Genomic DNA, 24,205 nt, shown 5'->3' with positions numbered 1-24,205 from the left:
GCGACGTCAGCGCGCGGTGTGCTCGACGCGCGTGACGCGCCCGTTGAGAAGATGCAGGGTGCGCAGCAGCTGCCCGTCACCGAAATCGTAGGTCCAGGTCTCGAGGCGCTCGTCGCGCCAGCGTTCGAGGCCGCGCCCCGGCCGCTGCACGACGGTGTCGTTGCTGGTGCGTCGCCATTGCGGCTCGCCGCAGCGCGCGACGACCTCGCCCGCGCTCATGCCCGAGTAACCCATGCGCGCGTCGCAGTTCACGCCGATCTCGCCGACCCCGTAGCCGAGCGACTCGATCGAGCGCAGCGTGCCGTCGACGAACACGAGCTTCTGCATGAGCGCGCGCGGACCGAAGTTGTAGTACCAGACGTCCCAGCGCACCTCGCGCAGGCGCTGCACGTCGCGGCCCTGCGCGAGCACGTCGGTGGCGAGGTAGGTCTCGTTCCAGAACGGTTCGCCGCAGCGGTCGCGCACGCGGAAGTCGGCATCGCCGGCGTCGACGAGGCGGCTGCCGCAGCGCAGCGCGGCCGCGGCCGGCAGGCTCGCCGTGGCCGCGAACAGCAGCAGGAGGGCGGCGGCACATCGGGATCGGCGGATCATGCGGTTCTCCTCGCCGCGGACGAGCCGCTGTGACACGCCACCGTCGCAGCGGGTTCCCGCGCGGTCAGTGGCCGTGGATGCCGGCGCGTGCCTGCAGCACCGCGGCGATGATGTCGGGGGCGTAGTCGAACGCATCGTAGAACAGCCGCTCCTCGGGAAGGCCAGCCTGCACGAAACCGCGGCGGCCAGCCTCGATCAGCGCCGGCGGCCCGCTCATGTAGACGTCGACGCCGGACAGGTCGGGGTGATCCTCGAGCACGGATTCGTGGACCAGGCCGACGCGCAAGCCGTCGGCGAATTCGGCATCGGACACCACGGGGACGAACGAGAACGCCGCGGCGTCGCGCGCCCAGCCCTCGGGCAGCGCGCGCAGATAGAGATCGGCGGCGGCACGCACACCCCAGTACAGCATGATCGGGCGACGCGACCCGAGGCGCAGGAAGTGCTCGGCGAGCGCCTTGACCGGTGCGAACCCGGTGCCACCCGCGACCATGAGGATCGGCCGTTCGCTGTCCTCGCGCGGCACGAAGGTGCCGAGCGGCGCCTCGATGTCGAGCGTGGCACCGATCGGCATCTCGTCGACGATCCAGGTCGTGAAGCCGCCACCGGCGACGCGGCGCACGTGCAGCTCGATGCCGTCTCCGGCGCCGGGCGCATTCGCGATCGAGAACGCGCGCCGACGGCCGTCCTCGAGGTGCACTTCGAGGTATTGCCCCGGCAGGCGTCGCAGCGGTGCTCCGTCGATCGGATCGAAGACGAGGCAGGCCACCTCGTCGGCGAGCACGCGCTTCTCGCGCAGGCGCACCGTGAGCGTGCGGCACGGCATGTCGGCGACCGAGGCGACCTCGCGCGCCGCGATGACGATGTCGCTGGCGGCATGCGCCTGGCACAGCAGCACCTGGCGGCGTGCGTGCTCGGCCGCGTTGAGCGCCGCAGGCGGCTGGTCCGGATACGTGCACGTGCCTTCGACGAGCGTGGCCTTGCAGCTGCCGCAGACGCCGGCGCGGCACGAGTACGGCAGCGCGAGGCCGGCGCGTTGCGCGGCCTGCAGGATCGACTCGTCGGCCCGCGCCTCGAAGCGCTTGCCGGAAGCCTGCAAGGTCACGGTGTGGAGGACGGCCATGTGGGGCGATCGTGGGGTCGCGGACGACAGCATCAAGCCTCGGGCGGGATTTGTCGACGCCCGCGCTATAGTCGCCGCCCTTCTGACACGACGGTGGGCGGCATGGCGATCTGGAAGCAGGCGATCGATCTCGAGCGCATCAATGCCTGGAACGCGAACACGCTCGTCGAGCACCTCGGCATGCGCGTGACCGAGGTCGGCGACGACTTCGTGCGCGGCACGATGCCGGTCGATGCACGCACGCACCAGCCGTTCGGCCTGCTGCACGGCGGCGCCTCGGTCGCGCTCGCCGAATCGCTCGGCAGCCTCGCCGCGAACCTCACGCTCGACACGCGCAGCGAGATGGCCGTCGGCCTCGACATCAACGCCAACCACGTGCGAGCGGTCACCGCCGGCGAGGTCACCGGCACCGCGCGCATGCTGCACCTGGGCCGCACCACGCAGGTGTGGGAGATCCGCATCGAGGACGAGGGCGGCCGGCTGGTCTGCATCTCGCGCCTGACCATGGCCGTGGTGCCGCGCCGCAGCTGAGCACGCGATTCGCCGGCCATCACGCCCGGCGCGTACCATGACGGCTTTTCCGCGCCTCCCCGCCGTGACCGATCCCGATTCCCCGAACGGCGACACCGCGCCGTACGCGCGCCTCTCGCCCGACGTCGTCCTCGATGCGGTCGCCGCAGCCGGCTTCGTGCCGGACGGACGCCTGCTCGCGCTCGGCAGCTACGAGAACCGTGTCTACCAGGTCGGCCTCGACGACGGCGCGCCGCTGGTCGCGAAGTTCTACCGGCCGGCGCGCTGGAGCGACGCCGCGATCGCCGAGGAGCACGCGTTCGCGGCCGAACTCGCCGCGGCCGAACTGCCGGTGGTCGCACCGATCGCGGTCGACGGCGCGACGCTGCTCGTGCACGAAGGATTCCGCTACACGCTCTACCCGCGCCGCGGCGGCCGTGCGCCGGAGCTCGAATCGGCCGACCACCTCGCCTGGATGGGGCGCCTGATCGCGCGCATCCACGCGATCGGCGCGCGCGCGCGCTTCGAGGCACGCGGCGCGATCGACGTCGACACGTTCGTGCTCGACGCGAGCGATGCGGTGCTCGCCTCGCACCTGCTGCCCACGCACGTCGAGGATCGCTACGCCGGCCTCGTCGACGATCTCGCCGACGCGCTCGATGCCCGGCTCGACGCGATCGGCCCCGTACGCTCGCTGCGCCTGCACGGCGACTGCCACCTCGGCAACGTGCTGTGGACCGACACGGGACCGCACTTCGTCGACCTCGACGACGCCCGCATGGGCCCGGCCGTACAGGACCTGTGGATGCTCGCGCCGTCGCGCGCCGCGCTCGAGGCGCTGCTCGAAGGCTACGCCGAGTTCCGCGAGCCCGATCCGGCCGAGCTCGCGCTCGTCGAGCCGCTGCGCATCATGCGCCAGGTGCACTGGGCCGGATGGGTCGCGTCGCGCTGGCACGATCCCGCGTTCCCGCTCGCCTTCGCGCATGTCGGCGAGGCGCGCTGGTGGGAGCAGCACTGCAACGATCTCGACGACGCGCTCGCCTCGCTGGCCGGCTGACCGGCGCGATCAGCCGGTCAGGTCGGCCCTGCGCGGCTCCTGCACAGCCTCGGGCGGCAGCGGCGGCTGCGTGATACCCATCGACAGGTACATGCTCGTGAACGCGTCGATGCCGAAACCGGCCGGCTTGACCCAGGCCTCGGGCACGTAGAGCAGGCCGCCGCCGACCGGCACCGGTGCGGTCGGCACGAGCACGGTCAGGTAGCGGCGCCCGTCGATCTCGATCGGCGCGGGGTTCGGCAGCAAGCCGAGCACGGCGACCCCTTCGCCGCCGAAGAAACACCAGACCGGGCTCATCGCGCCGATGTCGGCGGCCTTGCGGTCGCCGATCACCGCGACGAAACGCTCGGCCAGCGCGTAGACGCTGCGCACCAGCGGGATGCGCCGCAGCGTGTGGTCGATCACGCCCGCGAACGGCTTCTTGAGCTGGGAGCGCACGGCCAGACCGAGCAGGTAGATCAGGCCGATCACGAGCAGCGTGCCGAGCAGCCACGCGAGCAGCTGGCTGCCGAGCAGGTACTGGCTGAAAGCCGAGAACGTGCGACCGAACAGGCTGTTCGGACCGAGCACGCTGTTGAGCATGGTCACCACCCAGCCGACCAGGATCAGCGTGATCGCGAGCGGCAGCACCGCGAGGAAGCCCGTCAGCCAGGTCGTGAGGATCGGCTTGAGGCGGTCGCGCAACATCATCGGGAGTCCTTGGTGCAGGAGATCGGGCCGGCCATCGTCGCGCGTCGCGGCTGAATCGACGGCCTGCACCAAAAATACGCGATTGGCGGTCTTTCCGAACCGTGCAAACGCTCCATTCCGATCAGCGAGGATCATGACGCATCCGTTACCATTCGCGACGATGACGCCTTCCACCGACCTCCCGTCCGCCAGGCCGCGGCGCGACTTCATGCGGCCGCTGCGCTACCTCGTGCGCGGGCCGCTGCTCGCGCTGCACATCGCGCTGTCGCTGCCGCTCGCGGTGCTCGCGCTGAATCCGTGGTTCGCGCGCATCCCGGTCGGCCGGCGCCGCTTCGACCAGTTCATGATCAGCTGGTGGTCGGGCACGCTCGTGCGCCTGTTCGGCTTCCGCATCCGCCGCTTCGGCACGCCGCTGCCCGGCGCGGTCATGTACGTGGCCAACCACATCTCGTGGCTCGACATCGAGCTCATGCACAGCCAGCGCGCGATCTGCTTCGTCGCCAAGAGCGAGATCGCCCGCTGGCCGCTGGTCGGCTGGCTGGCCACGCGCGCCGGCACGATCTACCACCAGCGTGGCAGCACTCACTCGATGGCCGCGGTCAGCGCACGCGTCGTCGACAAGCTGCGTGCGGGCGAGCCGGTCGGCATCTTTCCCGAGGGCGGCACCGGCCGCGGCGACCAGATCCGCACGTTCCACGCGCGCATCTTCCAGGCCGCGCTCGACGCCGAGGTGCCCGTGCAGCCGGTCGCGCTGCTCTACGGCCGCAACGGACGCCAGGACCTCGACGTGCCGTTCGGCGCGAAGGAGAGCTTCGCCGCGAACTTCCTGCGCCTGCTCGGCGCGCCGTCGATGGACGCCGAGGTGCACTTCCTCGAACCGGTCGAATCCACGCCGGATGCACGCCGCCGCATGGCCGAGGAGAGTCGCGCACGCATCATCGGCGCGCTCGGCTACGGCGACCTGCGCCGCGGCAGCGCCACGGCCGCGGCCGACGACGCGTGAACGCGGCCGACTATCGCGCGCCGCGCCTGCTGCGCAACCCGCATGTGCAGTCGGTGCTCGCCTCGAGCGGCATCCGCCGGATCCTGTTCGCACGTCGTCGCGCCGCGCTCGAACGCCGTGCGGTTGAACACGTGCTCGACTGCGGCGACGGCGTGCGTCTGCTCGGTTACCACACGCCGCAGCAGGCACTCGCACAGCCGCGCGGCCTCGTCGTGCTGCTGCACGGCTGGGAAGGCAGCGTCCATTCGAGCTACCTGCTGCACACGGGCTCGCGCCTGCTCGCCGAAGGCTTCGACGTGTTCCGGCTCAACTTCCGCGACCACGGCGACACGCACCACCTCAATCCGGACCTGTTCCACTCCTGCCGCATCGACGAGGTCGTCGGCGCGGTCGGCGCGGTCGCACGCCTGTTCCCCGATCTGCCGCTCGGCATCGCAGGCTTCTCGCTCGGCGGCAACTTCGCGCTGCGCGTCGCGTTGCGCGCACCGGCGGCCGGTATCGCCCTGCGCCATGCCGTGGCGGTCTGCCCTGCGATCAGCCCGCGCGACATCCTCGTCGCGATCGAGGGCGCGCCGTGGTTCTACCACAGCTACTTCATGCGCAAATGGCGCCAGTCGCTCACGCTCAAGCAGCGCGCGTTCCCCGACAAGCGCCTGTTCGACGCCGCCGACCTGCGCACGAACATGCGCGAACTCACGCGCATCATGGTCGAGCGGCACACCGACTTCGGCACGCTCGAGAACTACCTCGACGGCTACTCGATCGCCGGCGACCGCCTGTCGACGCTCGCGGTGCCGACCAGCATACTGACCTCGACCGACGATCCGATCATCCCGGTCGCGAACTTCCGCGAGCTCGTGCTGCCCGCGCACGTCGAACTCGACATCGCCCCCGGCGGCGGACACTGCGGCTTCATCCGCGACTTCTCGCTGCGCAGCTGGACCGAGGACTACATCGCCGAGCGCGTGCAGCGGCACATGGGCTGATCCGATCGCGCGCTCGGGCGGGACTTCCCGTCACTCGCCGGAGCCCGTTTCGGACACGCCGAGCCGGCGTGCCCACGACGCATAGAGCTCCCCTTCACTGGCCCACACGACCTTCGTCCTCGCCTCGACGCCTTCGCGCGGCACGACGGCGATGCCCTTCTCCTTGAGCGCAGGGATGGGCAACGCGCAGTCGGAGAGCGTCAATGTCCTCGCCGGTTCGCTCATCCCCGACACGACCCGGTCGACGAGGACATCGGCCTTGAACTCCGGCGTGAATCCTCCGATCCCGGTGTACTGCCCGAAGATCGAGGAGGGCTCATCGCGTGATGCCGCTCCACGCTCGGCGAGCCGCCGGGACTCGTAGGCCGTCAGGTGGATACCGGTCACCTCGACGACGAGCACGCTGTACTCCGCAAGCATCGCATGGTCCGGCGGCCCGGTCCTCGTGCATGCCCACGATGACGAGGCCGCGATCGACAAGGCGATGAACAACGCACTCCGGATCATCTTCGCTCCTTCGAATCCGCTCAGGCCCCTTCCGGCCGCAGACGGCCGTACCCTCAATCCGCCGGCACCGTCCTCTCGCGCGCCCATGCACGCAGCGCCTCGACGCGATCGGCCATGATCACCGACAGCGGGCGCGTGGCGCGTGCCTCCTCGTCGAGGTGGCGCGTCTCGAGCGGTTTGCCCTCAGCGGCCGCGGCGTACAGTGCGGCGACCACGAGCTGCTCGAGCTCGGCGCCCGAGAAGCCTTCGGAGACCTCGGCGAGCGCGGCGCGGTCGAACGCGTCGGCATCGAGGCCGCGACGCACGAGGTGGATGCGGAGCACCTCCTCGCGCGTGGCCGCGTCGGGCAGGTCGACGAAGAAGATCTCGTCGAAGCGGCCCTTGCGCAGCAGTTCGGGCGGCAGCGCCTGCACGTCGTTCGCGGTCGCGACGAGGAACACCGGCGCCTTGCGCTCGGCCATCCACGTGAGCAGGTAGCCGAGCACGCGGCGCGACACGCCGTCGTCGTTGCTCTCGGCGGCGAGCGCCTTCTCGATCTCGTCGAGCCACAGCACGCACGGCGCGAGCAGCTCGGCGCTCTTGAGCGCGGCACGCAGGTTGCGCTCGGTCTCGCCGTGGTACTTGTTGTAGAGCGTACCGATGTCCAGGCGCAGCAGCGGCACGCCGAAACCGCCGGCGACCGCCTTCGCGGCGAGGCTCTTGCCGCAGCCCTGCACGCCGAGCAGCAGCATGCCCTTGGGCGGATCGAGCTTGACCGGCATGCGCTTGCCGAGGAACGCGGGCTCGCGCTGCTGCACCCAGCGCTTGAGGCGCGCGAGGCCGGCCACGTCGGCGAAACGCGCGGTCTCGTACTCGAAATGCAGCAGGCTGTCGCGGTCGAGCAGGCGGAACTTGGCCTCGGCCAGGCGTGGCACGTCGTCGGCGGTCAGCGCGCCGTCGTCGTAGATGAGCTTGCGCACGATACGGCGCGCGTCGGCGTCGGTGAGGCCGGCGAGGTTGCGCACGATCGCGCGCGCCGCGTCGGCATCGACCTCGACGCGCCGCCCGCCGTGCTCGCGCGAGTACTGGAACGCCTCCTCGCGCACGATCTGCGCGAGCGCCTGCGCATCGGGCAGGGCCAGCTCGAAGCGCGTCATGTAGGCGGCGAGGTCCTCGGGCATCTCGAAGCGCGCGCCGACCAGCACCAGCGTATGCGCGGCGGTGCCCTGGCGCTGCACGATCTCGCGCATGAGGCGCAACGCCATCGGGTAGCGCAGGTAGGGCTGGAAATCGAGCAGCAGGAACACGCCCGCCTCGGGCATCTGCTTGATCGTGCCGAGGGTCATGCTCGCATCGGGCAGGCCGCGCGGCTGGTCGTCGTCCATGTCCAGCCGCAGCAGACCGTCGGTGATGCTCCAGGTATAGAGCGGCCGCAGCACCTGCCCGATCGCGTGGCGGAACGCCTCGACGACGCGACTCTCCTCGACCGATTCGACCACGAGCAGCGGGGTGCGCGCGCGCAGCAGCGTTGCGAGATCCTGATTCGCACCCATGTGTTGCCGGCCGCGCCGCTGAAAAAGGGGCCAGAGCCTAGCACGCCGGGCTGCGGCATAATGGGCGTTTCCCGCGCGGCCGCCCCGCGCCTCCACACGATGACGGACATGCTGAAAGAAACGCTGGAACTGCACCGCCAGGGGCGCCTCGAGGAGGCCGAGACCGGCTATCGCGCCCTGCTCGCCGACAACCCGCTCGACGGTGAGGCGCTGCGCCTGCTCGGCATCGTGCGCCGCGACCGCGGCGATCTCGTCGAGAGCGCGAGCCTGATCACGCGCGCGCACCAGCTCGCGCCGGAACAGCCGGGCCTGCTGCTCATGCTCGGCGCCATCCATTCCGAGTCGGGCGACTACCGCCAGGCCCGCGAGGCGTACGAGCGCGTGCTCACGCTCGATCCGAACATCGCCGGCGCGCATTCCTCGCTCGGCCACCTCGCCCTGCTGACGAGCGAGCCGAAGCTCGCCGAGCAGCATTTCCGCACCGCACTGCGCGCGACCGAGGACCCGCAGGCCCTGACCGGCCTCGGCATGCTCGCGCTCGACGCCGAAGACGTCGACACCGCGATGAAGCACCTCACGCGCGCGGCCGATCTCGCCCCGAACGATCCTGCCGTCGCGTTCTCGCTCGGCCGCGGCTTCAGCAAGCGCGGCATGCTCGCGTTCGCCGAGCAGTCGTTCCAGACCGCGCTGCGCCTGCGCCCCGGCATGCCGCACGCGAGCAACGCGCTCGGCCAGCTGCTCATCAATGCCAACCGCGCCGCCGAAGCCGAACCGCACATGCGTGCCCTGCTCCATGCGCGCGGCTTCGAACTGGCGGGCCTGCTCGGCCTCGGCGACGCGTTCCGCGCACAGGGCAAGCTCGAGGAGGCCGTCGAGCAGTACCGTGCCGCGCTCGAGCGACGCCCCGACCACGAGGCCGGCCTGCAGGCCCTGACGTGGTGCCTCGGCCGACTCGGCCGCCGCGACGAGGCCTTGCAGCTGCTCGACGAACGCATCGCCTCGCAGCCCGTGCAGGAAGAACGCTGGCGCACCGAACGCGCCGCACTGCTGGCCGGCATGGGTCGCGAAAAGGACGCTGCCGCCGACTGGCAGGTCCTGCGCGACCGCCATCCGGACAACCCGGTCGTGGCGAGCCAGCTGGCCCAGTTGCGCGAGCTCGGCGGGGACTTCGACGCGGCGCGCGCGCTCGCCGCCGAGGCGCTCGAGAAGCGCCCCGACGACATCGATGCCGCGTTCATCCTCGTGCGCGCCAGCCTTCGCGACGGCGACGCGGCCGCGGCCCAGGCCCTGCTCGACGGTTTCTCGGGCAAGCCCGTGAACGAGTCGCAGGCGCGCCGCGGCCTGCACTACCAGGGCCGCGTGTTCGACGCACTCGGCCAGTACGGAGAAGCGGTGCGCCATTTCGCGGGGGCGCAGCAGGGCATGCCGATGGCGCTGCCGACGCTCGAGACGCTGCCGGTCGACTACGACCGCGTCCTCGCCGATGCCGAGGGTGCGCCGTGGAAGCACGCGCCGATCCTGCTCGTCGGCACCCCCGGCAGCGGCGTCGAGCGCATCGCCGCGCTGCTCGAGGACCACGGCGGCCTGAGCGTGCTCAGCGATCGCGTCGCGGGCGTGCGCAACGACGGTTTCGACGTGCGCGCGTTCGACCATACCCACAGCGAAATGCACGATGCCGGCATCGAGGCGCTGCGCGAGGAATACCTCGCGCCGCTGCGCGCCGCCGGCGTCGACCTCGACAAGCCGCTGGTCGACTGGATCCCGCGCTGGGATGCCCGCTTCCTCGTGTTCGCGCGCCGCTTCCTGCCGGGCACGCGCGTCATCGTCGTCGACAACGACCCGCGCGACGCGCTGCTCAACTGGATGGCGTTCGGCTGGCTGCCGCTGACCGCTTTCGGCGACATCGACCGCAGCGTCGAGTGGCTCGAGCGCGCCCACCAGCACGCACGCTTCGTCGTCGAGCACGGCGGCCTGCCCCATCTCGTCGTGAATGCCGAGAAGGTGCTCGCCGATCCCGCCGGTGCCGGCGCGGAGCTCGCGCGCTTCGTCGGTGTCGACGCGCTGACGCCCGGCGCGCGCAGTGCGCGCGTCACCCACGCCATCGGCGGGCTGCCGGCCCGCTTCGACGACGGCCACTGCGAGCGTTACGCGGACACGCTGGCCGCCGCGTTCGCGCGCGTCACCGGCCAGGCCGCGACGCCGCTCGTCTGACGCCGACACGAGGAACAGCGCATGCACCTGCACAGTGACAGCTTCGCGGACGGCCAGCCGATCCCGTCGACGTTCGCGTTCGGTCGCCGCGGCGACGCCGGAGAACCCTGCGTGCTCTCGGCGAACCGCAACCCGCACCTCGCCTGGCGCGACGCGCCCGAGGGCACGCGCTCGTTCGTCGTGACCTGCATCGATCCGGACGTGCCGACCGTCGGCGACGACGTGAACCAGCAAGGCCGTACGGTTCCCGCGTCGCTGCCGCGCACCGAATTCGTGCACTGGCTCGTCGCCGACATCGCGGCATCGGTCACGTCGATCGCCGAGGGCAGCTGCGCCGACGGCGTCGTCGCGCGCGGCCGCACGTCTCCGCCGGGGCCGGCGGGATCCGTGCAGGGTCGCAACGACTACACGGGCTGGTTCGCGGGCGACGCCGACATGGGCGGCGAGTACCGCGGCTACGACGGCCCGTGCCCGCCGTGGAACGACGAGCTCCTGCACCACTACCACTTCCGCGTGTACGCCCTCGACATAGCCTCGCTCGGGCTTGCCGAGGGCTTCGACGTGACCGCGCTGCGCGACGCCATGCACGGCCACGTCCTCGCCGAAGCGGAACACGTGGGCACCTACACGCTGAATCCCGCCGTCGCCGGCTGATCGCTGCGATGCACGCCGGCGCGCCGCTCGAAGCCACGCTCGCCGAGGCACGCCGATGCGCCGAACAGGGACGCATCGGCGAGGCGGACCTGCTCTACGCGCGCGTGCTCGATGCCGCGCCGGCGCAGGCCGAGGCGCTGTCCCACCTCGGCCTGCGCGCCCTCGCGTCGGGACGCGTCGACGACGCGCTCGACCGGCTCACGCGGGCACGCGACGCGCAACCGCTCGATGCGACGGCACAGCGCAACCTCGGCCTCGCGCAACGTGCCGCCGGGCGTGGCGAGGAGGCACTCGCGTCGTTCCGCGAAGCGGTCAGGCTCGATCCGGATTTCTTCATCGCACGCCTGCAGGCCGGTCTCCAGCTCGAGGCCCTCGGACGCCATCGCGACGCGCTCGCGGCTTACTACGGCGCGGTCACGACGGCGCAACGGCAGGGCCGCTGGCTGAGTGAGGCGACGACGGCGCCCGCGCTGCTCGCCCCCGTGCGCCATGCGATGGAGGTGATCGACGGTGGTCGCGCCGCCCTGTTCGACGCATCGATCGCACCGCTGCGCGAACGTCACGGCCGTGACGCACTCGCACGCGTCGAGAAGGCGCTCGCGATCTATCTCGGCGATCTGCCTGCGGCCTATGCCGATCCGCGCCAGAAGCCTTCGTTCCTTTACGTGCCGGACCTGCCGACGACCGCGTGGTTCGAGCGGTCGCTGTTCCCGTGGTACGCGCTGTTCGAGGACCGCTACGACGCGATCCGTGCCGAGCTCGACACGGTCATCGACGATGCCACGGCATTCCAGTCGTTCCTCAAGGTCATGCCCGGCAAGTCGACCGCCGACGCACTGACCGGCACGCGCGGCGAACCACGCTGGGACGCTTACTTCTTCTACCGCCATGGCGAGCGCTTCGAGGACAACTGCCAGCGCTGTCCGGTCACGGCGGCCGCGCTCGATGCCGCGCCGATCGTGCGCCTCGCCGGCCACGCACCCGAGTGCCTGTACTCCAAGCTGACCGCGGGCTCGCACATCCGACCGCATCGCGGCGTGACCAACACGCGTGTCGTGACCCACTTCCCGCTGGTCGTGCCCGGCGACGGCGCCCTGCGCGTCGGCGGCGAGGACCGCGAATGGGTCCAGGGCCGCTGCTTCACGTTCGACGACACGTTCCTGCACGACGCCTGGAACCACAGCGAGCGCACGCGCGTCGTGATCCTGATGGACTCGTGGAACCCGTACCTCAGCGAGGCCGAAGTCGAGGCTTGCAGGTCGCTCGTGGTCGCGATCGCCGACTTCAACGCCGAGGCGCGACTCGCCGACCCGCTCGTGGATCCCGCGCACGCGCAGTGAGTGCGCCGCTGCCGTCGCGACGGATGCCACCCGCGGCCGACGGCGATGGTCCTGCCCGGATCGCTACTTCTTCACCGGACAGTCGATCCGGTTGTCCTGCACCGCGATGATCTGCCATCGCCCGTTGCGCTCGAGCCACGTGTCGGTCCACACCAGGCAACGCCGCTCGTCGCGGCCGTCCGGCAACGTGACGGTTCGAGACTCCGCGCCGTACATGACGGCGACGTCATCTCCGAAGAAGCGCACGTCGGCCTCGTCGAGGCTGCAGTCCTTCGACCACGAGGTCGCTGGATCGTGGGCAGGTTCACCCGAGGGTTTTCCGTAACGGATGCCCTTCGGCGCGGTACCCCTGAAATCGTCCGCGAAAAGCTCGCTCACCACCCAGCGGCCACCGCACGCCTGATCGGCCCAGGCCTTGGCCATCCCGACCATCCACGTCACGGTGGCCTCGCGCCCGGCGGGGGCGAGACCCTCCGGCGCGGCGACGGCACTCGTCGACGTGCCGGCAAGCGCCAGGGCGAGGGTCAGGCTCGCCCTCACCACGGCACCGCCACGAGCAGGATCACGCCGAACACGATGCGGTAGATCGCGAACGGCGTGTAGCTGTGGCCCTTGATGTAGCCGAGCAGCCAGCGCACGGCGATGAAGCCGGTGATCGTCGCGGCGACGAAGGCGACGCCGAGGCCGACCCAGTCCTCCTGCGTGTGGCCGCCGAGCAGCTGCTTGAGGATCTGGTAGCCGCTGGCCGCGTACATGGTCGGGATGCCGACGAGGAACGCGAACTCGGTCGCGGCCGGGCGGTTGTTGGCGCCCGCGAGCATGGCCGTGAAGATCGTCGCGGCGGAGCGCGACGTGCCCGGGAAGATCGCCGCGACGATCTGCGCGAGGCCGACGAGGATCGCGACCTTCCACGTGATCACGTCGCTGGCCGGCCGCGAACGCGTGATGCGCTCGGCGGCGAGGATCCAGAACCCGCCGAGGATCAGCGCGACCGCGATAGGCACCACCGCGTCGGGCAGCTCGAAGCCGAGCCGGGTGACCGCGAAGCCGAGCACCGCGGTGATGCCGAACGCGACGCCGAGCTTGGCGAGGTAGTCGCGGTTGCGCGGCTCGCGCCAGTTCGTGGCCAGCTCCCACAGGCGCCGCCAGTAGACCAGGGTGACGGCGAGGATCGCGCCGGCCTGGATCACGATCGTGAAGGTGTCGGAGCGCTCGCCGAGCCAGTGCTGGGCGATCAGCAGGTGGCCGGTGCTCGAGATCGGCAGGAATTCGGTGAGGCCCTCGATGATGCCGAGGAGGATGACGTTGATCAGGTCGGGCACGAACGCGTATCCGGCGGGACAGGCCGCAAGCATAGGCCAGATGCGCTGTCTTCATGCACTGCGACATGGTTTCGCCACCCTTCGGTGCGACAATCGCGCCCCCGCCGCGCCCGGCGCCGTCGTGCGCGGCGTCTTTACTTCCTGAGGATCCACCATGTCCGCTTCGAACGTGCTCCAGCTCATCAAGGACAACGACATCACCTTCGTCGACCTGCGCTTCACCGACATGCTCGGCAAGCAGCATCACGTGACGTTCCCCGCGCATTCGGTCGACGACGCGTTCTTCGAGGACGGCAAGATGTTCGATGGCTCCTCGATCGCGGGCTGGAAGGGCATCAACGAATCCGACATGGTGCTCATGCCGGATCCGTCGACCGCGATCATCGACCCGTTCATGGCCGACCCGACGCTGGTCATCACCTGCGACGTGCTCGAGCCGCACACGATGCAGGCCTACTCGCGCGACCCGCGCTCGGTCGCGCGCCGCGCCGAGGCGTTCCTCAAGTCGACCGGCATCGCCGACACGGCGTTCTTCGGTCCCGAGCCCGAGTTCTTCGTGTTCGATTCGGTGCGCTGGCAGAACGACATGGGCAAGGTGTTCTTCGAGGTCAATTCCGAGGAAGCCGCGTGGTCGTCGCGCGACCGCATCGAGGGCGGCAACAGCGGCCATCGCCCGGGCATCAAGGGCGGCTACTTCCCGGTGCCGCCGGTCGATTCGTTCCAGGACCTGCGCGGCGAGATGTGCAAGGTGCTCGAGCAGCTCGGCCAGGTCGTCGAGGTGCACCACCACGAAGTCGCCACGGCAGGCCAGTGCGAGATCGGCACGCGCTTCAACACGCTCGTGAAGAAGGCCGACGAACTCATCACGATGAAGTACGTCGTGCGCAACGTCGCGCACCAGTACGGCAAGACCGTGAGCTTCATGCCCAAGCCGCTGGTCGGCGACAACGGCTCCGGCATGCACGTGCACCAGTCGCTCTCGAAGGGCGGGACCAACCTGTTCGCGGGCGACCTCTACGGCGGCCTGTCGCAGACCGCGCTGTGGTACATCGGCGGCATCTTCAAGCATGCACGCGCGATCAACGCGTTCGCGAATTCGACGACCAACAGCTACAAGCGCCTCGTGCCGGGCTTCGAGGCACCGGTGATGCTGGCCTACTCGGCACGCAACCGCTCGGCGAGCTGCCGCATCCCGTTCGTGCACAGCCCGAAGGGACGCCGCATCGAGATCCGCTTCCCCGATCCGGTCAACAGCGGCTACCTCACGTTCGCGGCGCTGCTCATGGCCGGCCTCGACGGCATCCTCAACAAGATCGATCCGGGCGCACCGTCGGACAAGGACCTCTACGACCTGCCGCCCGAGGAGGAGAAGAACATCCCCACCGTCTGCCATTCGCTGGACCAGGCGCTCGCCGCACTCGACGCGGACCGCGCCTTCCTGACCGCGGGCGGCGTGTTCTCGGACGATTTCATCGACGGCTACATCGAGCTCAAGATGCAGGAGGTGACGAAGTTCCGCGCCTCGACGCATCCGCTCGAGTACCAGATGTACTACTCGATCTGAGCCCCCAGAGTCCTCCATAGCTGAGGACTCCTCAGAAGCCCCGCTGGGGTCTTGATTTTCAAGGCAATTTCACCCAGCGGGGCTTCATTGTTCGTGAAAGAAGCTTTCATCTGGCGCAACCGCCCGCCGGCGCTCCTGCCCGGCGCAGTTTTTCGCCAACTTCCCGATTGGCAGCCGAGGTTGAAGGTCACGAAGACCTCTCATGCCTCCGCAAGCGCTTCGGGTTCCGGCCCGGCCCTCTTCCCCCTTGTCAGGAGTGGTCGACGAATCTCTCCGGCGAACGCGGACGCCTCACGCTTGATCGGTTCCCGGAATGGGATTCAGTGGAGCTCCACCTGACTCAGCGCGGAAGGTGAGCACAGAAGTTCTCCGGGGACGGGGTCAACGAGGCGTACCAGACGTAGGTCATGTGCTCGAATGACTTCTACTAGTCATCGGAATCGACAATGACTCGCCGGTACTCGACTGGAATCCCGAATTTTTGCTTCAACAAAGCCAAGTACTTGAGGTCGTCATCGGAAGCCGCACTGCGCCCCACGACGACAAGGCGAACATGCCGATCGTCACCAGGGGGGCGGTAGTAGGCGTATTCCATAACCTGGCCCAGCGCTTCCCGGATCACGCGGCGCGTGCAGAGTTCCGACTTAACCTCAAAGAACACTCGCTCCTGATGCGTTTCCAGCAGCACATCGACGCCGCCGACTTCGCAGCGCACCGTTGCGTCGGGAAACTCCATACGCAGCTCCTGCCGCAGCCGTTCTTGCATGGCGCCATGCTCAGGTGTGACCCATGATGGCTCGGTTCCGTTTCTGAAATAGGCAGCCGTCTTCGGCTCATGACCTTCAGTGACGTCGGCCTGGTCTTGCAGGCCGACGTTCTTGGATCTACATAGCGTATACCTTCGAATGCGGCGCACTGGATCATCCTGCATCGCCACAGGCATGCCCTTAAGCCGCTCGACCCGATCGGGCCGGTAGCGAAGATTCAAGATGTGCGCAGCGAGGACATCGTCACCCAAGGCCTCGGGGCGACCACCAACCGCCGCAATCTCTGCGCGCATCACATCAAACCAACCCCGACGGCGAAACTCCTCGACCGCCCGCTTCGCATCGTCCGGACACAGCACCTCCACACCAAACATTCGCGCGACATACCGGTGCCCCACATCTGGGGCTATGGTGAACAGCGTGACGCTGAAGGGCGCTCCTTCCTTGCAGAGACGCTCGTAGCTGTCATTGACGCCCTGCAAGAATGCGTAGCGCCAACCGCCGATCGTCCATTCGTCACGGAACAGCCACTCCTCGTGGCCGAATCCTCTTGTCGATGCGAAGGAATCTGCCGCTTCTTCGAACGCAGCTGCCGGGCGAACCCAGCCGTTGTCGCTGTAGACGATGCGGCATACGTAGTCCATCTGACCCGTGCCCGCGTCGGCGTCGTTGCTGGGCGAATCGGAATCCGGGATGTCCCCAACCTCGTGAGCGAAACGATCGACGTCGGCAAGGTCCGTTGCAGCCGCGGGCCCCGATTGAACCCGCTCACGCCTGAGCAGATAGTCGCCCTTCAACATGTCGTAGCTCGCTACGCGCCATGCAACCGGATCGAGCTGACGGAAGGCAGCGTGCGAGACGTCCTGACCTGCGACGCCACGTTTTGCGGCATCACTTCGATCTACCAAGGCAACGCGAATTCTGGAGCCGAGTCGCCAAGCGTCTTGCAAGAGCTCATCAAATCGTCGTGCGCGTCGGGCTCGCGGCGTTCCCTGCCCCTCGAGTCGCAAGATCAGTGGGCGCATGTTGCCCCGCTGCACCACCTCACCATCCGAATCCAACTCGCAGTCTTCAAACCAGAGGCAGAGGACGACGTTGTCCCGCCGCTCATCGGCAAACGCCCATTCATAACAGTACTTGCCGTTAGCGGCCCCCATGGCCGAGCCTGCCCATTCGGAGACATCCAATCCGGCAGCCTTCACGGCATCCATGATGCGATCACGTCGCCGCGGCTTTAGCTCAGCCAGTTTGTTCACTGAATCGCCCCGAGTTGAGTAGACATCTCCAAGCCGTACATTACGGCAACGACGAAGGCGTGTATGAGCGGCAAGCGACACCCGAATGAGTTCAAGGCCGAGGCGGCCAAGCAGGTGATCGAGCAAGGGCGTTCGGCATGGGATGTGGCTGCACGTCTGGGGCACAAGCATCCATTCGATGTACGCGTGGGTGCGTGAGCATCGCAAGGTCCCGCAAACACGGCAGGCCGATGCCTCGCTAGCCGTGGAGAATTGGCGCCTGCAAGCGGAGCTGCGGCGCGTGATCGAGGAGCGCGACATCCTAAGAATGGCCGCAGGGTACTTTGCCAACGGATGAGGGCGAAGTACGCGTTCATGCGATCGTATTGTGGACAGTTCCACGCCACTCGCGTGCGCCGGGTGCTCGGCGTAGAGCGCAGCGGCTTCTACGCATGGCAGCGTCAGCCATCGAGTGCGCGAGATCGCGAGGATCGTCGCCTGCTGGGCCTGATCAAGCATTCGTGGCTGGAAAGTGGAACGGTGTACGGGTATCGCAAGATCGACAGCGATCTGGGTGAGGCTTGCGGCAAGTACCGCGTCGCCCGACTGATGCACAAAGAGTGCTTGCGCGCCCAAGTGAGCTATGGGCACAGGCCACATCGCCCGGAGCGGCCAGCTCTCCTTGGCGGCGCCCAATCTGCTTGGCCGGCAGTTCGACGTGACTGCGCCGAATACGCACCGGGTGACCGACATCACCTACATCCGCACTCACGAAGGTTGGGCGTACCTGGCGGTGGTGGTGCTCGATCTGCATTGGAGTCAGGTCGTGGGCTGGATGATGCAAGTTCAGATGCAGGCCGAGCTGGTGTTGAAAGTACTGTTGTCGGTAGCGGGGTCTATTTCTGGAGTTCCCCAGTTGACCTGTCGGGCACGTACGCCGGCGAACGGTGCGCGTCGCGCGAAAAGCGCGACACGTGACCGCCGTCCATCCCGGAAGTCTGTGGTAGCGTCGACCGCACAGGGGCGGTTCCGATCCAACCACAGACTTGGGGTGTGATGATCATGAGAGCTCTCACGCTGGCCGGCGCACTCGCGCTGGCCTTGACCGGTGTGGCCGCATCCGCGGCCGATCAGCCTCGACCGTTGACGTGGAACGAGGCGGCCGCCTCGCTCGACGCGGTCGCGACGCGCAGCTACGAGGCCCTCGACCTCGCCACGCTCGCCGAGGAAGACCATTTCAACGAAGCCGCCGGCAAGCCGCCGCGCTTCGCCGTCGCCAACGACGTGGCGGTCACGCCGTCCTCCGGTGGCACCTGGGAAGAGCGCGGTGCGACGAGCATCTGGCGCCTGCGCGTCACCGGCAAGGAGACCGCGTCGTTCAACTTCGGCTTCACGCGCTTCCGCCTGCCCGACGAGGCCCGCCTGTTCATCTACGCGGCCGACCGCAGCGTGTCGGCAGGCCCGTATACCTCGTTCCACAACAATGACGCCGAGCAGCTGTGGACGCCGATCATCGATCGCGCCGACGTCGTCATCGAGCTCGAGGTGCCGACGGCCCGCAAGGGCCAGGTCGTCCTCGAACTGACCAAGATCAACCAGGGCTACCGCGGCTTCGGCACGGCCGTGAAGGGCTATGCGCAGCCCGAGCTCGATACAAATGGCGAAGGCAAGGCCTGCAAGAACGAAGGCGGCACGCGCTCGGGTTCGTGCAACACCGACGTGACCTGCCTCAGCGCAGGCGATCCGTGGAACCTGCCGCGCCGCTCGGTCGGCGCGTACTCGCGCAGCGGCGTCGACGCGTGCACGGGTTCGCTCGTGAACAACACCGCCAACGACCGCCGTATGCTGTTCATGACGGCCACGCACTGCGGCGTGACGACCGCGAGCGCGCCCTCGATGGTCGTCTACTGGAACTACGAGTCGCCGACCTGTCGTCGCCCCGGTTCCGCGGCAAGCGGCGTCGTCGTCACGCGCGACCCGAACATCACCAACACCGGTGCGACGTTCCTCGCCGCGACGATCAATCCGTTCACGGGCGGCGGCTGCACCAACGGCACCCAGTGCTCCGACAACACGATCGTCCAGCTCAACCAGCCCGCGAATCCTGCGTTCAACCTGTACTGGTCCGGCTGGGATCGCCGTGACGTCGCCTCGACCTGCTCGGCTCCGGGCGACATCACGCAGACCACGGGCCTGTGCGCGAGCATCCACCACCCGGGCGTCGACGAGAAGCGCATCACCTTCATCGAGCAGAACATGGTGTCGGGCAGCATCGCCGCCTCGAACGGCGTGCACTGGCGCGTGATGTGGGATCCGACGCCGCCCAACCTGCCGGCATTCCCGGCCGGTGGCGCGCTGCCGCCGAGCGTCACCGAAGGCGGCTCCTCGGGCTCGCCGCTGTACAACGCGAGCCAGCGCCTCGTCGGCGTGCTCAGCGGCGGCGCCTCGTTCTGCGGCGCGACGGGCTCCAGCCTGTCCGACGAGTACGGCAAGATCGCCCACGCTTGGGAAGGCCTCGGCACGCCGACCACGCGCCTCAAGGACTACCTCGATCCGGTCGGCGGTGCGCCCGATTTCATCGACGGCATCGGCGCCTCGGCATTCCGCCTCGCGGCAACGCCGGCCTCGGTCGGCGTCTGCGCGACCGCGGGCAGCACGACGGTGTCGATCGCCGCGACGGCCGACGCCGGCTTCACGACGCCGATCGCGCTCGCCGTCACCGGTGCACCGGCCGGCAGCACGGCCTCCGTGGCGCCGAATCCGCTGACGCCGCCGGGTACCGCGACGCTGACGGTTTCGGGACTCGCCTCGGCCACGCCCGGCAATACCAATGTCGTCGTCACCGGCACGGCCGGCGGCGACACGTTCCCGGTCACGATCCCGTTCGGCCTCAGCAGCACGGCTCCGGGCGTCGCCGCACCGTCGGCCCCCGGCAACGGCGACGTCGGCGTCAGCTTCACGCCGACGCTGACGTGGGCCGCAGGCACGGGCGGTGCCGCCAACAGCTACCGCCTCGAGATCGCGACCGACGCCGGCTTCACGACCGTCGTCGTCGACCAGGTCGTCACCGGCACGAGCTACACGGTCACCACGCCGCTCACCGGCAACACGACGCACTACTGGCGCGTGCGTGCGACCAACTACTGCGGCGACGCGGCGAATTCGGCCGTGTTCTCGTTCAAGACGGTCGCGGCACCGGGCCAGTGCAGTGACGGCCAGACCCAGCTCAGCGTGTTCGCCGACAACGTCGACGGTGGCGTCAACGGCTGGACGACGACGGGCAGCACCGGCGCGAGCACATGGACGCGCAGCACCGCACGCCCGAACTCGGGCACGCATGCGTGGTTCGCCTCCGACATCGCGACCGTGAGCGACCAGCGCCTGATCTCGCCGGCGATCACGTTGCCGACGGGCCAGCAGCCGCTGACGCTGAGCTTCCAGAACTGGCGCCAGATCGAGCAGAACGGCGCGACGGGCTGCTACGACGCGGGCATCCTCGAGGTCTCGACCAACGGCGGCACGTCGTTCACGCAGGTTCCCGCGGCCAGCATCATCGGCGGCGGCGCCTACCGCGGCGCGGTCAGCACGAGCTTTGCGAATCCGCTCGGTGGCATGCCGGCATGGTGCGACGATCCGGCGCGTCCGTACACGACCGGCCCCGTACTGGTCGATCTCGGCGCGTACGCGGGCCAGACCGTCAACCTGCGCTTCCGCCTCGGCACCGATTCGTCGCAGGCCAAGGAAGGCTGGTACGTCGACGACATCAACGTGACGAGTTGCGCGACGCTCACCGACGCGATCTTCGCCAACGGGTTCGATCCGGCCCCGTGATCCACGCGCGGGATCCCGAGTGAACGAAAGAAGGGGCGCCTCGGCGCCCCTTCTTCTTGCGATCGATGCCGGGTTCCGACGCGGCGTGCCTCAGCCCGGACAAGGCGCTCCCGCATCGGTCCACTGCTTGAATGCCGCGACGAAACGCGCGTGCGGCACCGGCACCGGTTCGCGCCCCTGGCCCGGGTTCCAGCCCCACAGCACGAGGCCGTCGGAACGCACGTGCTCGAGCAGCGCCTCGAGATCCTTGCCGCCGTTCTTCTTCGGATCCTTGAGGCCCTTGCACAGGGCGGGCGCGTCGAGGCCGATGAAGACCATCTTGTGATCGGGCGGCGGCAGGTGCCAGTTCGGTGCGCCGGGCGGCACGTGGTCGCCGTAGCTCGCGGGAAGATTCTTCTCGCCATGGCAGGTCGAGCACGGCAGGCCAGGTGCGCCCTTGCCTTCGTCGCCACGCTTGACCAGCTGCGCGTGGACGCGCCCTTCGTCGAACTGCAGCGGCGCGTCACCGGGAATGTGGCAGTTCTGGCAACGCGGATGCTGCAGCACGTCCCTGACGGTGTCGAAGGCCGTGATCGCCTCGGCACGCGAAGCCGCCGACGCGGGCGGACCGGCCAGCGCGGCGGCGAGAAGTCCTGCGGCGGCATACGGGATTCGGGCGACCATGGCGGTTCTCCGCTTGTGGTCCACGCACGCTGCACGGACCGCCCCGACGCCTGTCGTGCCGCGACCGCCGCACCGGCAGACGGGCTTCCGCAGCTTTCGCGCGATGCGATGGCGTTGGAGTCACCCTCGTTGTAGCGGCCGTGGATTGACCGCCACCTGACCCCGCGGCGGAACGACGAATCGCCGTTCGCCGCGCAGTCAGGCGCGCGTCGTGCTCCGTTCAGTCGAAGCCGTCGGCGAAGATCGTGTCGGCAGCCGCCGCCACGTTGCGCAGCACCGAGACGTTGTTGTTCTGGCGATTGGCCGTGAGGAGGTCCGGACGTCCATCGCCGTCGATGTCGGCGACCGCGATCGAACCCGGATGCGCGCCGGTGCCGACGATGAGCGGCGTGGAGAATCCGCCGGATCCGTCGCCGACCAGCACCGACACGGTGTCGTTCTGCGTGTTGGCGGTGGCGACGTCGGCGATGCCGTCGCCGTCGAGGTCGGCGAGCACCATGCCCCAGGCCCACGGTTCGTACTCGTAATTGACCTGCGCCGGATAGATCGCGTGGCTCACGGGCACCGCGAACGCACCGCTGCCGGTGCCCGCGAACACCGAGATGCTGTGGCCGTACTGATTCACGGTGACGAGATCGACGATGCCGTCGCCGGTCACGTCGGCGGCGCGCACGATGACCGGCCCCCCTTCGCCCGCGAGGACCTGCGCGGCGGCGAACTGGCCCGCACCGTTGCCGACCAGCAGCGACACGGTGTCGTTGCCGCCGTTCGCGGTGACGAGGTCGGCGTGGCCGTCGCCGGTGACGTCGGCGAACACGAGGCCGTTGACCATGTAGCCGGCCGCCGGCCCGACCGGCAGCGTGAGCGCGGGCGCGAAGCCGCCCTGGGCGTTGCCGGCGAGATACGACACGCTGTCGCTCTCGAAGCTCGAGTTCGCCGTCGCGATATCGGGGCGTCCGTCGCCGTTCGCATCGCCGATCACGATCGCGTACGGGCCTTCGAAGCCGCGCCCGACCGGATACGCGACCGCATTCGCGAAGCCGCCCGTACCGTTGCCGCGCAGCACCGACACCGATCCGCCGCCGAGGTTGCCGGCCACGAGATCCAGATGCCCATCGCCGTCGAGATCGCCGGCCGTGATCGAGACCGGCGACATGCCCACCGTGTGGCGCACCTCGGGCGCGAACGTGCCGTCGCCATGACCGAGCAGGATCGAGACGTCGTTCGAATCCAGGTTCGCGGTGGCGACGTCCATGTGGCCGTCGCCGTTGAAGTCGCCGGTCGTGATCGCATGCGGGTAGCGCCCGACCGCGGCCTGGCGGCGGAAGCCGACCATCCCTTGGCCATTGCCGGGCAGGATCGACAGGTTCGCACTGACCGCATTGCCGGCGACGACATCGACATGGCCGTCGCCGTTCGCGTCGACCACCACGAGCGAGGTCGGCCCGACCGACGTCGGCAGCAGCACCGCGTCGAGCAGGCCGCCGTTGCCGTCGCCGGCGAGCACGGCGACGTGGTTCGAGATCGGCCGCGTCACGACGAGATCGGCGACGCCGTCCGCGGTCACGTCGGCGATCGCGATGGTCTGGCCGCGACCGCCACCTTCACCGATCGCGTGCGACTGCGCTGCAGCGAACACACCGGAGGCCGTGCCGCGCACGACCGATGCCGAACCGGGCACGTCCGGCGACGGGAAGCCCCATTCGTCGACGATCGCGTTGGCGGTGGCGAGGTCCAGATGGCCGTCGCCGTCGAGGTCGCCCACCGCGAGGGAGGCCGGCTGCGTCGAGGCGCCGAGCGGAATCGTCTGCGCGTGCGTGAACGTGCCGGTGGCGCTGCCGCGCAGGACGGTGATGTCCAGCGATTCGGCATTCGCGACGGCGAGGTCGACGTGGCCGTCGCCATCGAGGTCGCGCGCGACGATCGCGACAGGACCGGCGCCGACGACGTAGGCCTGCGGGGCCGGGAACGCTCCGGCGCCGTCGCCGCGGAACACGACGATGCGCTCGACCTCGCGGCTGCCCGCGACGATGTCGAGGTGGCCGTCGCCGTCGATGTCGGCGACCGCGAGCGCACGCGTCCAGACGCCGCCGCTGCCCGTTTCGGTCAGCACGGTCGAGGGGGTGAAGCCGCCCTGGCCGTCGCCGCGCCAGGTCTCGACCTGGCCTGCCGCATAACCGTTGGCGACCAGATCGACGTGGCCGTCACCGTCGAGGTCGCCGAGCGCGACCGCGACGTAGCCGACCTCGACGTTGCCGAGCGTGACGGTCAGCGGATCCGCGAAGCCGCCGCCCGGCTGCGCGAGCAGCACCGAGATGTCGCTGCTGAAGCCGTTGCCGGTGACGAGATCGGGGCGCCCGTCGCCGTTCACGTCGGCCGTCGCCATCGTGTTCGCGAAGCAGCAGTTGTTGACGGTGATGCCGCCGGCATCGAACCGCAGCGCCACGCCGGCCTGCGGTGTGGCCTGCACGGTGCCCGCGGCGAGCGCGGTGGCGACGAACGCGCCGAGTGGCGCGAGGAAGGAATGCGGGACGGGCATCGCAGGACTCCGGGGCTGGCACGGTGGGCCGAGTCTCGATCCCGGTCACCGGGCCGGCACTCCATCGGCGCTACAAACGC

Annotated in this window: 20 protein-coding genes and 1 pseudogene; 11 read left to right on the top strand and 10 right to left on the bottom strand. The window is 69.2% G+C overall.

All coding sequences use genetic code 11. The features are described 5' to 3' along the window. Nucleotides 1-6 precede the first annotated feature (6 nt). Both ACQQ2N_RS08335 and ACQQ2N_RS08330 read right to left on the bottom strand, forming a co-directional pair. Nucleotides 7-591 (bottom strand): DUF2845 domain-containing protein, encoded by a 585-nt coding sequence (locus ACQQ2N_RS08335; RefSeq protein WP_440225248.1) that lies wholly within the window; start codon nt 589-591, stop codon nt 7-9. 64 nt (nt 592-655) lie between these two features. Next, nucleotides 656-1,714, bottom strand: a complete 1,059-nt coding sequence (locus tag ACQQ2N_RS08330; RefSeq protein ID WP_440225247.1) for a 2Fe-2S iron-sulfur cluster-binding protein — start codon at nt 1,712-1,714, stop codon at nt 656-658. A gap of 102 nt (nt 1,715-1,816) precedes the next feature. On the opposite strand from ACQQ2N_RS08330, the gene ACQQ2N_RS08325 reads away from it, so the two are divergent. Further along, nucleotides 1,817-2,245, top strand: coding sequence for a hotdog fold thioesterase (locus ACQQ2N_RS08325; RefSeq protein ID WP_440225246.1), 429 nt, complete (start codon nt 1,817-1,819; stop codon nt 2,243-2,245). A 37-nt stretch (nt 2,246-2,282) separates the two neighbouring features. Continuing rightward, nucleotides 2,283-3,281 (top strand): serine/threonine protein kinase, encoded by a 999-nt coding sequence (locus ACQQ2N_RS08320; protein WP_440225245.1) that lies wholly within the window; start codon nt 2,283-2,285, stop codon nt 3,279-3,281. Between the two features lie 9 nt (nt 3,282-3,290). Here ACQQ2N_RS08320 and ACQQ2N_RS08315 read toward each other — a convergent pair whose 3' ends face one another. Further along, entirely contained in the window at nt 3,291-3,971 is a 681-nt protein-coding gene (locus ACQQ2N_RS08315) for a DUF502 domain-containing protein (RefSeq protein ID WP_440225244.1), read from the bottom strand. A gap of 160 nt (nt 3,972-4,131) precedes the next feature. Here ACQQ2N_RS08315 and ACQQ2N_RS08310 point away from each other — a divergent pair, with 160 nt between their 5' ends. Continuing rightward, entirely contained in the window at nt 4,132-4,974 is an 843-nt protein-coding gene (locus ACQQ2N_RS08310) for a lysophospholipid acyltransferase family protein (RefSeq protein WP_440225243.1), read from the top strand. Then, complete coding sequence (locus tag ACQQ2N_RS08305) at nt 4,971-5,960, top strand: YheT family hydrolase (protein ID WP_440225242.1); 990 nt, start codon at nt 4,971-4,973, stop codon at nt 5,958-5,960. The genes ACQQ2N_RS08310 and ACQQ2N_RS08305 overlap by 4 nt, the downstream gene beginning before the upstream one ends. A 30-nt stretch (nt 5,961-5,990) precedes the next feature. Here the strand turns inward: ACQQ2N_RS08305 and ACQQ2N_RS08300 are convergent, their stop codons facing one another. Both ACQQ2N_RS08300 and ACQQ2N_RS08295 read right to left on the bottom strand, forming a co-directional pair. Then, entirely contained in the window at nt 5,991-6,452 is a 462-nt protein-coding gene (locus tag ACQQ2N_RS08300) for a hypothetical protein (RefSeq protein WP_440225241.1), read from the bottom strand. A 68-nt stretch (nt 6,453-6,520) separates the two neighbouring features. Further along, nucleotides 6,521-7,999, bottom strand: a complete 1,479-nt coding sequence (locus tag ACQQ2N_RS08295; protein ID WP_440225240.1) for an AAA family ATPase — start codon at nt 7,997-7,999, stop codon at nt 6,521-6,523. 108 nt (nt 8,000-8,107) lie between these two features. On the opposite strand from ACQQ2N_RS08295, the gene ACQQ2N_RS08290 reads away from it, so the two are divergent. From ACQQ2N_RS08290 to ACQQ2N_RS08280, 3 genes are read left to right on the top strand one after another with little or no spacing between them, the layout of a single operon-like run. After that, the gene (locus ACQQ2N_RS08290; RefSeq protein ID WP_440225239.1) at nt 8,108-10,210 is read left to right on the top strand and encodes a tetratricopeptide repeat protein; all 2,103 of its coding nucleotides are present in this window, start codon (nt 8,108-8,110) and stop codon (nt 10,208-10,210) included. Between the two features lie 21 nt (nt 10,211-10,231). Beyond that, nucleotides 10,232-10,864: a YbhB/YbcL family Raf kinase inhibitor-like protein gene (locus ACQQ2N_RS08285; protein ID WP_440225238.1), complete on the top strand. Its 633-nt coding sequence runs from the start codon at nt 10,232-10,234 to the stop codon at nt 10,862-10,864. An 8-nt stretch (nt 10,865-10,872) separates the two neighbouring features. After that, on the top strand, nt 10,873-12,204 hold the full coding sequence (locus ACQQ2N_RS08280) for an aspartyl/asparaginyl beta-hydroxylase domain-containing protein (protein ID WP_440225237.1): 1,332 nt from the start codon (nt 10,873-10,875) through the stop codon (nt 12,202-12,204). A gap of 63 nt (nt 12,205-12,267) precedes the next feature. On the opposite strand, the gene ACQQ2N_RS08275 is transcribed toward ACQQ2N_RS08280, so the two are convergent. Both ACQQ2N_RS08275 and ACQQ2N_RS08270 read right to left on the bottom strand, forming a co-directional pair. Beyond that, nucleotides 12,268-12,744 (bottom strand): nuclear transport factor 2 family protein, encoded by a 477-nt coding sequence (locus ACQQ2N_RS08275; protein ID WP_440225236.1) that lies wholly within the window; start codon nt 12,742-12,744, stop codon nt 12,268-12,270. After that, a complete protein-coding gene (locus tag ACQQ2N_RS08270; protein WP_440225235.1) occupies nt 12,741-13,526 on the bottom strand; it encodes an undecaprenyl-diphosphate phosphatase in 786 nt (261 codons plus the stop codon). The genes ACQQ2N_RS08275 and ACQQ2N_RS08270 overlap by 4 nt, the downstream gene beginning before the upstream one ends. Before the next feature lie 154 nt (nt 13,527-13,680). On the opposite strand from ACQQ2N_RS08270, the gene glnA reads away from it, so the two are divergent. Continuing rightward, nucleotides 13,681-15,090: a type I glutamate--ammonia ligase gene (gene glnA / locus ACQQ2N_RS08265; protein WP_440225234.1), complete on the top strand. Its 1,410-nt coding sequence runs from the start codon at nt 13,681-13,683 to the stop codon at nt 15,088-15,090. Between the two features lie 427 nt (nt 15,091-15,517). On the opposite strand, the gene ACQQ2N_RS08260 is transcribed toward glnA, so the two are convergent. Then, complete coding sequence (locus ACQQ2N_RS08260; protein ID WP_440225233.1) at nt 15,518-17,239, bottom strand: hypothetical protein; 1,722 nt, start codon at nt 17,237-17,239, stop codon at nt 15,518-15,520. Nucleotides 17,240-17,446: 207 nt separating this feature from the next. Between ACQQ2N_RS08260 and ACQQ2N_RS08255 the strand changes: the two are divergent. From ACQQ2N_RS08255 to ACQQ2N_RS08245, 3 genes and pseudogenes are all read left to right on the top strand, one after another. After that, nucleotides 17,447-17,719, top strand: a pseudogene (locus ACQQ2N_RS08255) (IS3 family transposase); the annotation flags it as partial. A gap of 16 nt (nt 17,720-17,735) precedes the next feature. Further along, on the top strand, nt 17,736-18,149 hold the full coding sequence (locus ACQQ2N_RS08250; protein WP_440225232.1) for a DDE-type integrase/transposase/recombinase: 414 nt from the start codon (nt 17,736-17,738) through the stop codon (nt 18,147-18,149). 5 nt (nt 18,150-18,154) lie between these two features. Next, entirely contained in the window at nt 18,155-20,923 is a 2,769-nt protein-coding gene (locus ACQQ2N_RS08245; RefSeq protein WP_440225231.1) for a hypothetical protein, read from the top strand. 90 nt (nt 20,924-21,013) lie between these two features. On the opposite strand, the gene ACQQ2N_RS08240 is transcribed toward ACQQ2N_RS08245, so the two are convergent. Both ACQQ2N_RS08240 and ACQQ2N_RS08235 read right to left on the bottom strand, forming a co-directional pair. Next, nucleotides 21,014-21,586, bottom strand: coding sequence for a hypothetical protein (locus ACQQ2N_RS08240; protein WP_440225230.1), 573 nt, complete (start codon nt 21,584-21,586; stop codon nt 21,014-21,016). Nucleotides 21,587-21,806: 220 nt separating this feature from the next. Beyond that, the gene (locus ACQQ2N_RS08235; protein ID WP_440225229.1) at nt 21,807-24,125 is read right to left on the bottom strand and encodes an FG-GAP repeat domain-containing protein; all 2,319 of its coding nucleotides are present in this window, start codon (nt 24,123-24,125) and stop codon (nt 21,807-21,809) included. Nucleotides 24,126-24,205 lie beyond the last annotated feature (80 nt).

This window comes from Dokdonella aquatica, assembly GCF_051987395.1.
GTDB lineage: Bacteria > Pseudomonadota > Gammaproteobacteria > Xanthomonadales > Rhodanobacteraceae > Dokdonella.
This window is presented reverse-complemented; position numbering and strand designations above follow the sequence as displayed.

What these genes read in the sequence shown, in the direction of transcription:
- ACQQ2N_RS08335 (WP_440225248.1), bottom strand. Translation starts at nt 591, where the DNA reads ATGATCCGCCGATCCCGATGTGCCGCCGCCCTCCTGCTGCTGTTCGCG.
- ACQQ2N_RS08330 (WP_440225247.1), bottom strand. Translation starts at nt 1,714, where the DNA reads ATGGCCGTCCTCCACACCGTGACCTTGCAGGCTTCCGGCAAGCGCTTC.
- ACQQ2N_RS08325 (WP_440225246.1), top strand. Translation starts at nt 1,817, where the DNA reads ATGGCGATCTGGAAGCAGGCGATCGATCTCGAGCGCATCAATGCCTGG.
- ACQQ2N_RS08320 (WP_440225245.1), top strand. Translation starts at nt 2,283, where the DNA reads ATGACGGCTTTTCCGCGCCTCCCCGCCGTGACCGATCCCGATTCCCCG.
- ACQQ2N_RS08315 (WP_440225244.1), bottom strand. Translation starts at nt 3,971, where the DNA reads ATGATGTTGCGCGACCGCCTCAAGCCGATCCTCACGACCTGGCTGACG.
- ACQQ2N_RS08310 (WP_440225243.1), top strand. Translation starts at nt 4,132, where the DNA reads ATGACGCCTTCCACCGACCTCCCGTCCGCCAGGCCGCGGCGCGACTTC.
- ACQQ2N_RS08295 (WP_440225240.1), bottom strand. Translation starts at nt 7,999, where the DNA reads ATGGGTGCGAATCAGGATCTCGCAACGCTGCTGCGCGCGCGCACCCCG.
- ACQQ2N_RS08290 (WP_440225239.1), top strand. Translation starts at nt 8,108, where the DNA reads ATGCTGAAAGAAACGCTGGAACTGCACCGCCAGGGGCGCCTCGAGGAG.
- ACQQ2N_RS08285 (WP_440225238.1), top strand. Translation starts at nt 10,232, where the DNA reads ATGCACCTGCACAGTGACAGCTTCGCGGACGGCCAGCCGATCCCGTCG.
- ACQQ2N_RS08280 (WP_440225237.1), top strand. Translation starts at nt 10,873, where the DNA reads ATGCACGCCGGCGCGCCGCTCGAAGCCACGCTCGCCGAGGCACGCCGA.
- glnA (WP_440225234.1), top strand. Translation starts at nt 13,681, where the DNA reads ATGTCCGCTTCGAACGTGCTCCAGCTCATCAAGGACAACGACATCACC.
- ACQQ2N_RS08250 (WP_440225232.1), top strand. Translation starts at nt 17,736, where the DNA reads ATGGGCACAGGCCACATCGCCCGGAGCGGCCAGCTCTCCTTGGCGGCG.
- ACQQ2N_RS08245 (WP_440225231.1), top strand. Translation starts at nt 18,155, where the DNA reads ATGAGAGCTCTCACGCTGGCCGGCGCACTCGCGCTGGCCTTGACCGGT.
- ACQQ2N_RS08240 (WP_440225230.1), bottom strand. Translation starts at nt 21,586, where the DNA reads ATGGTCGCCCGAATCCCGTATGCCGCCGCAGGACTTCTCGCCGCCGCG.
- ACQQ2N_RS08235 (WP_440225229.1), bottom strand. Translation starts at nt 24,125, where the DNA reads ATGCCCGTCCCGCATTCCTTCCTCGCGCCACTCGGCGCGTTCGTCGCC.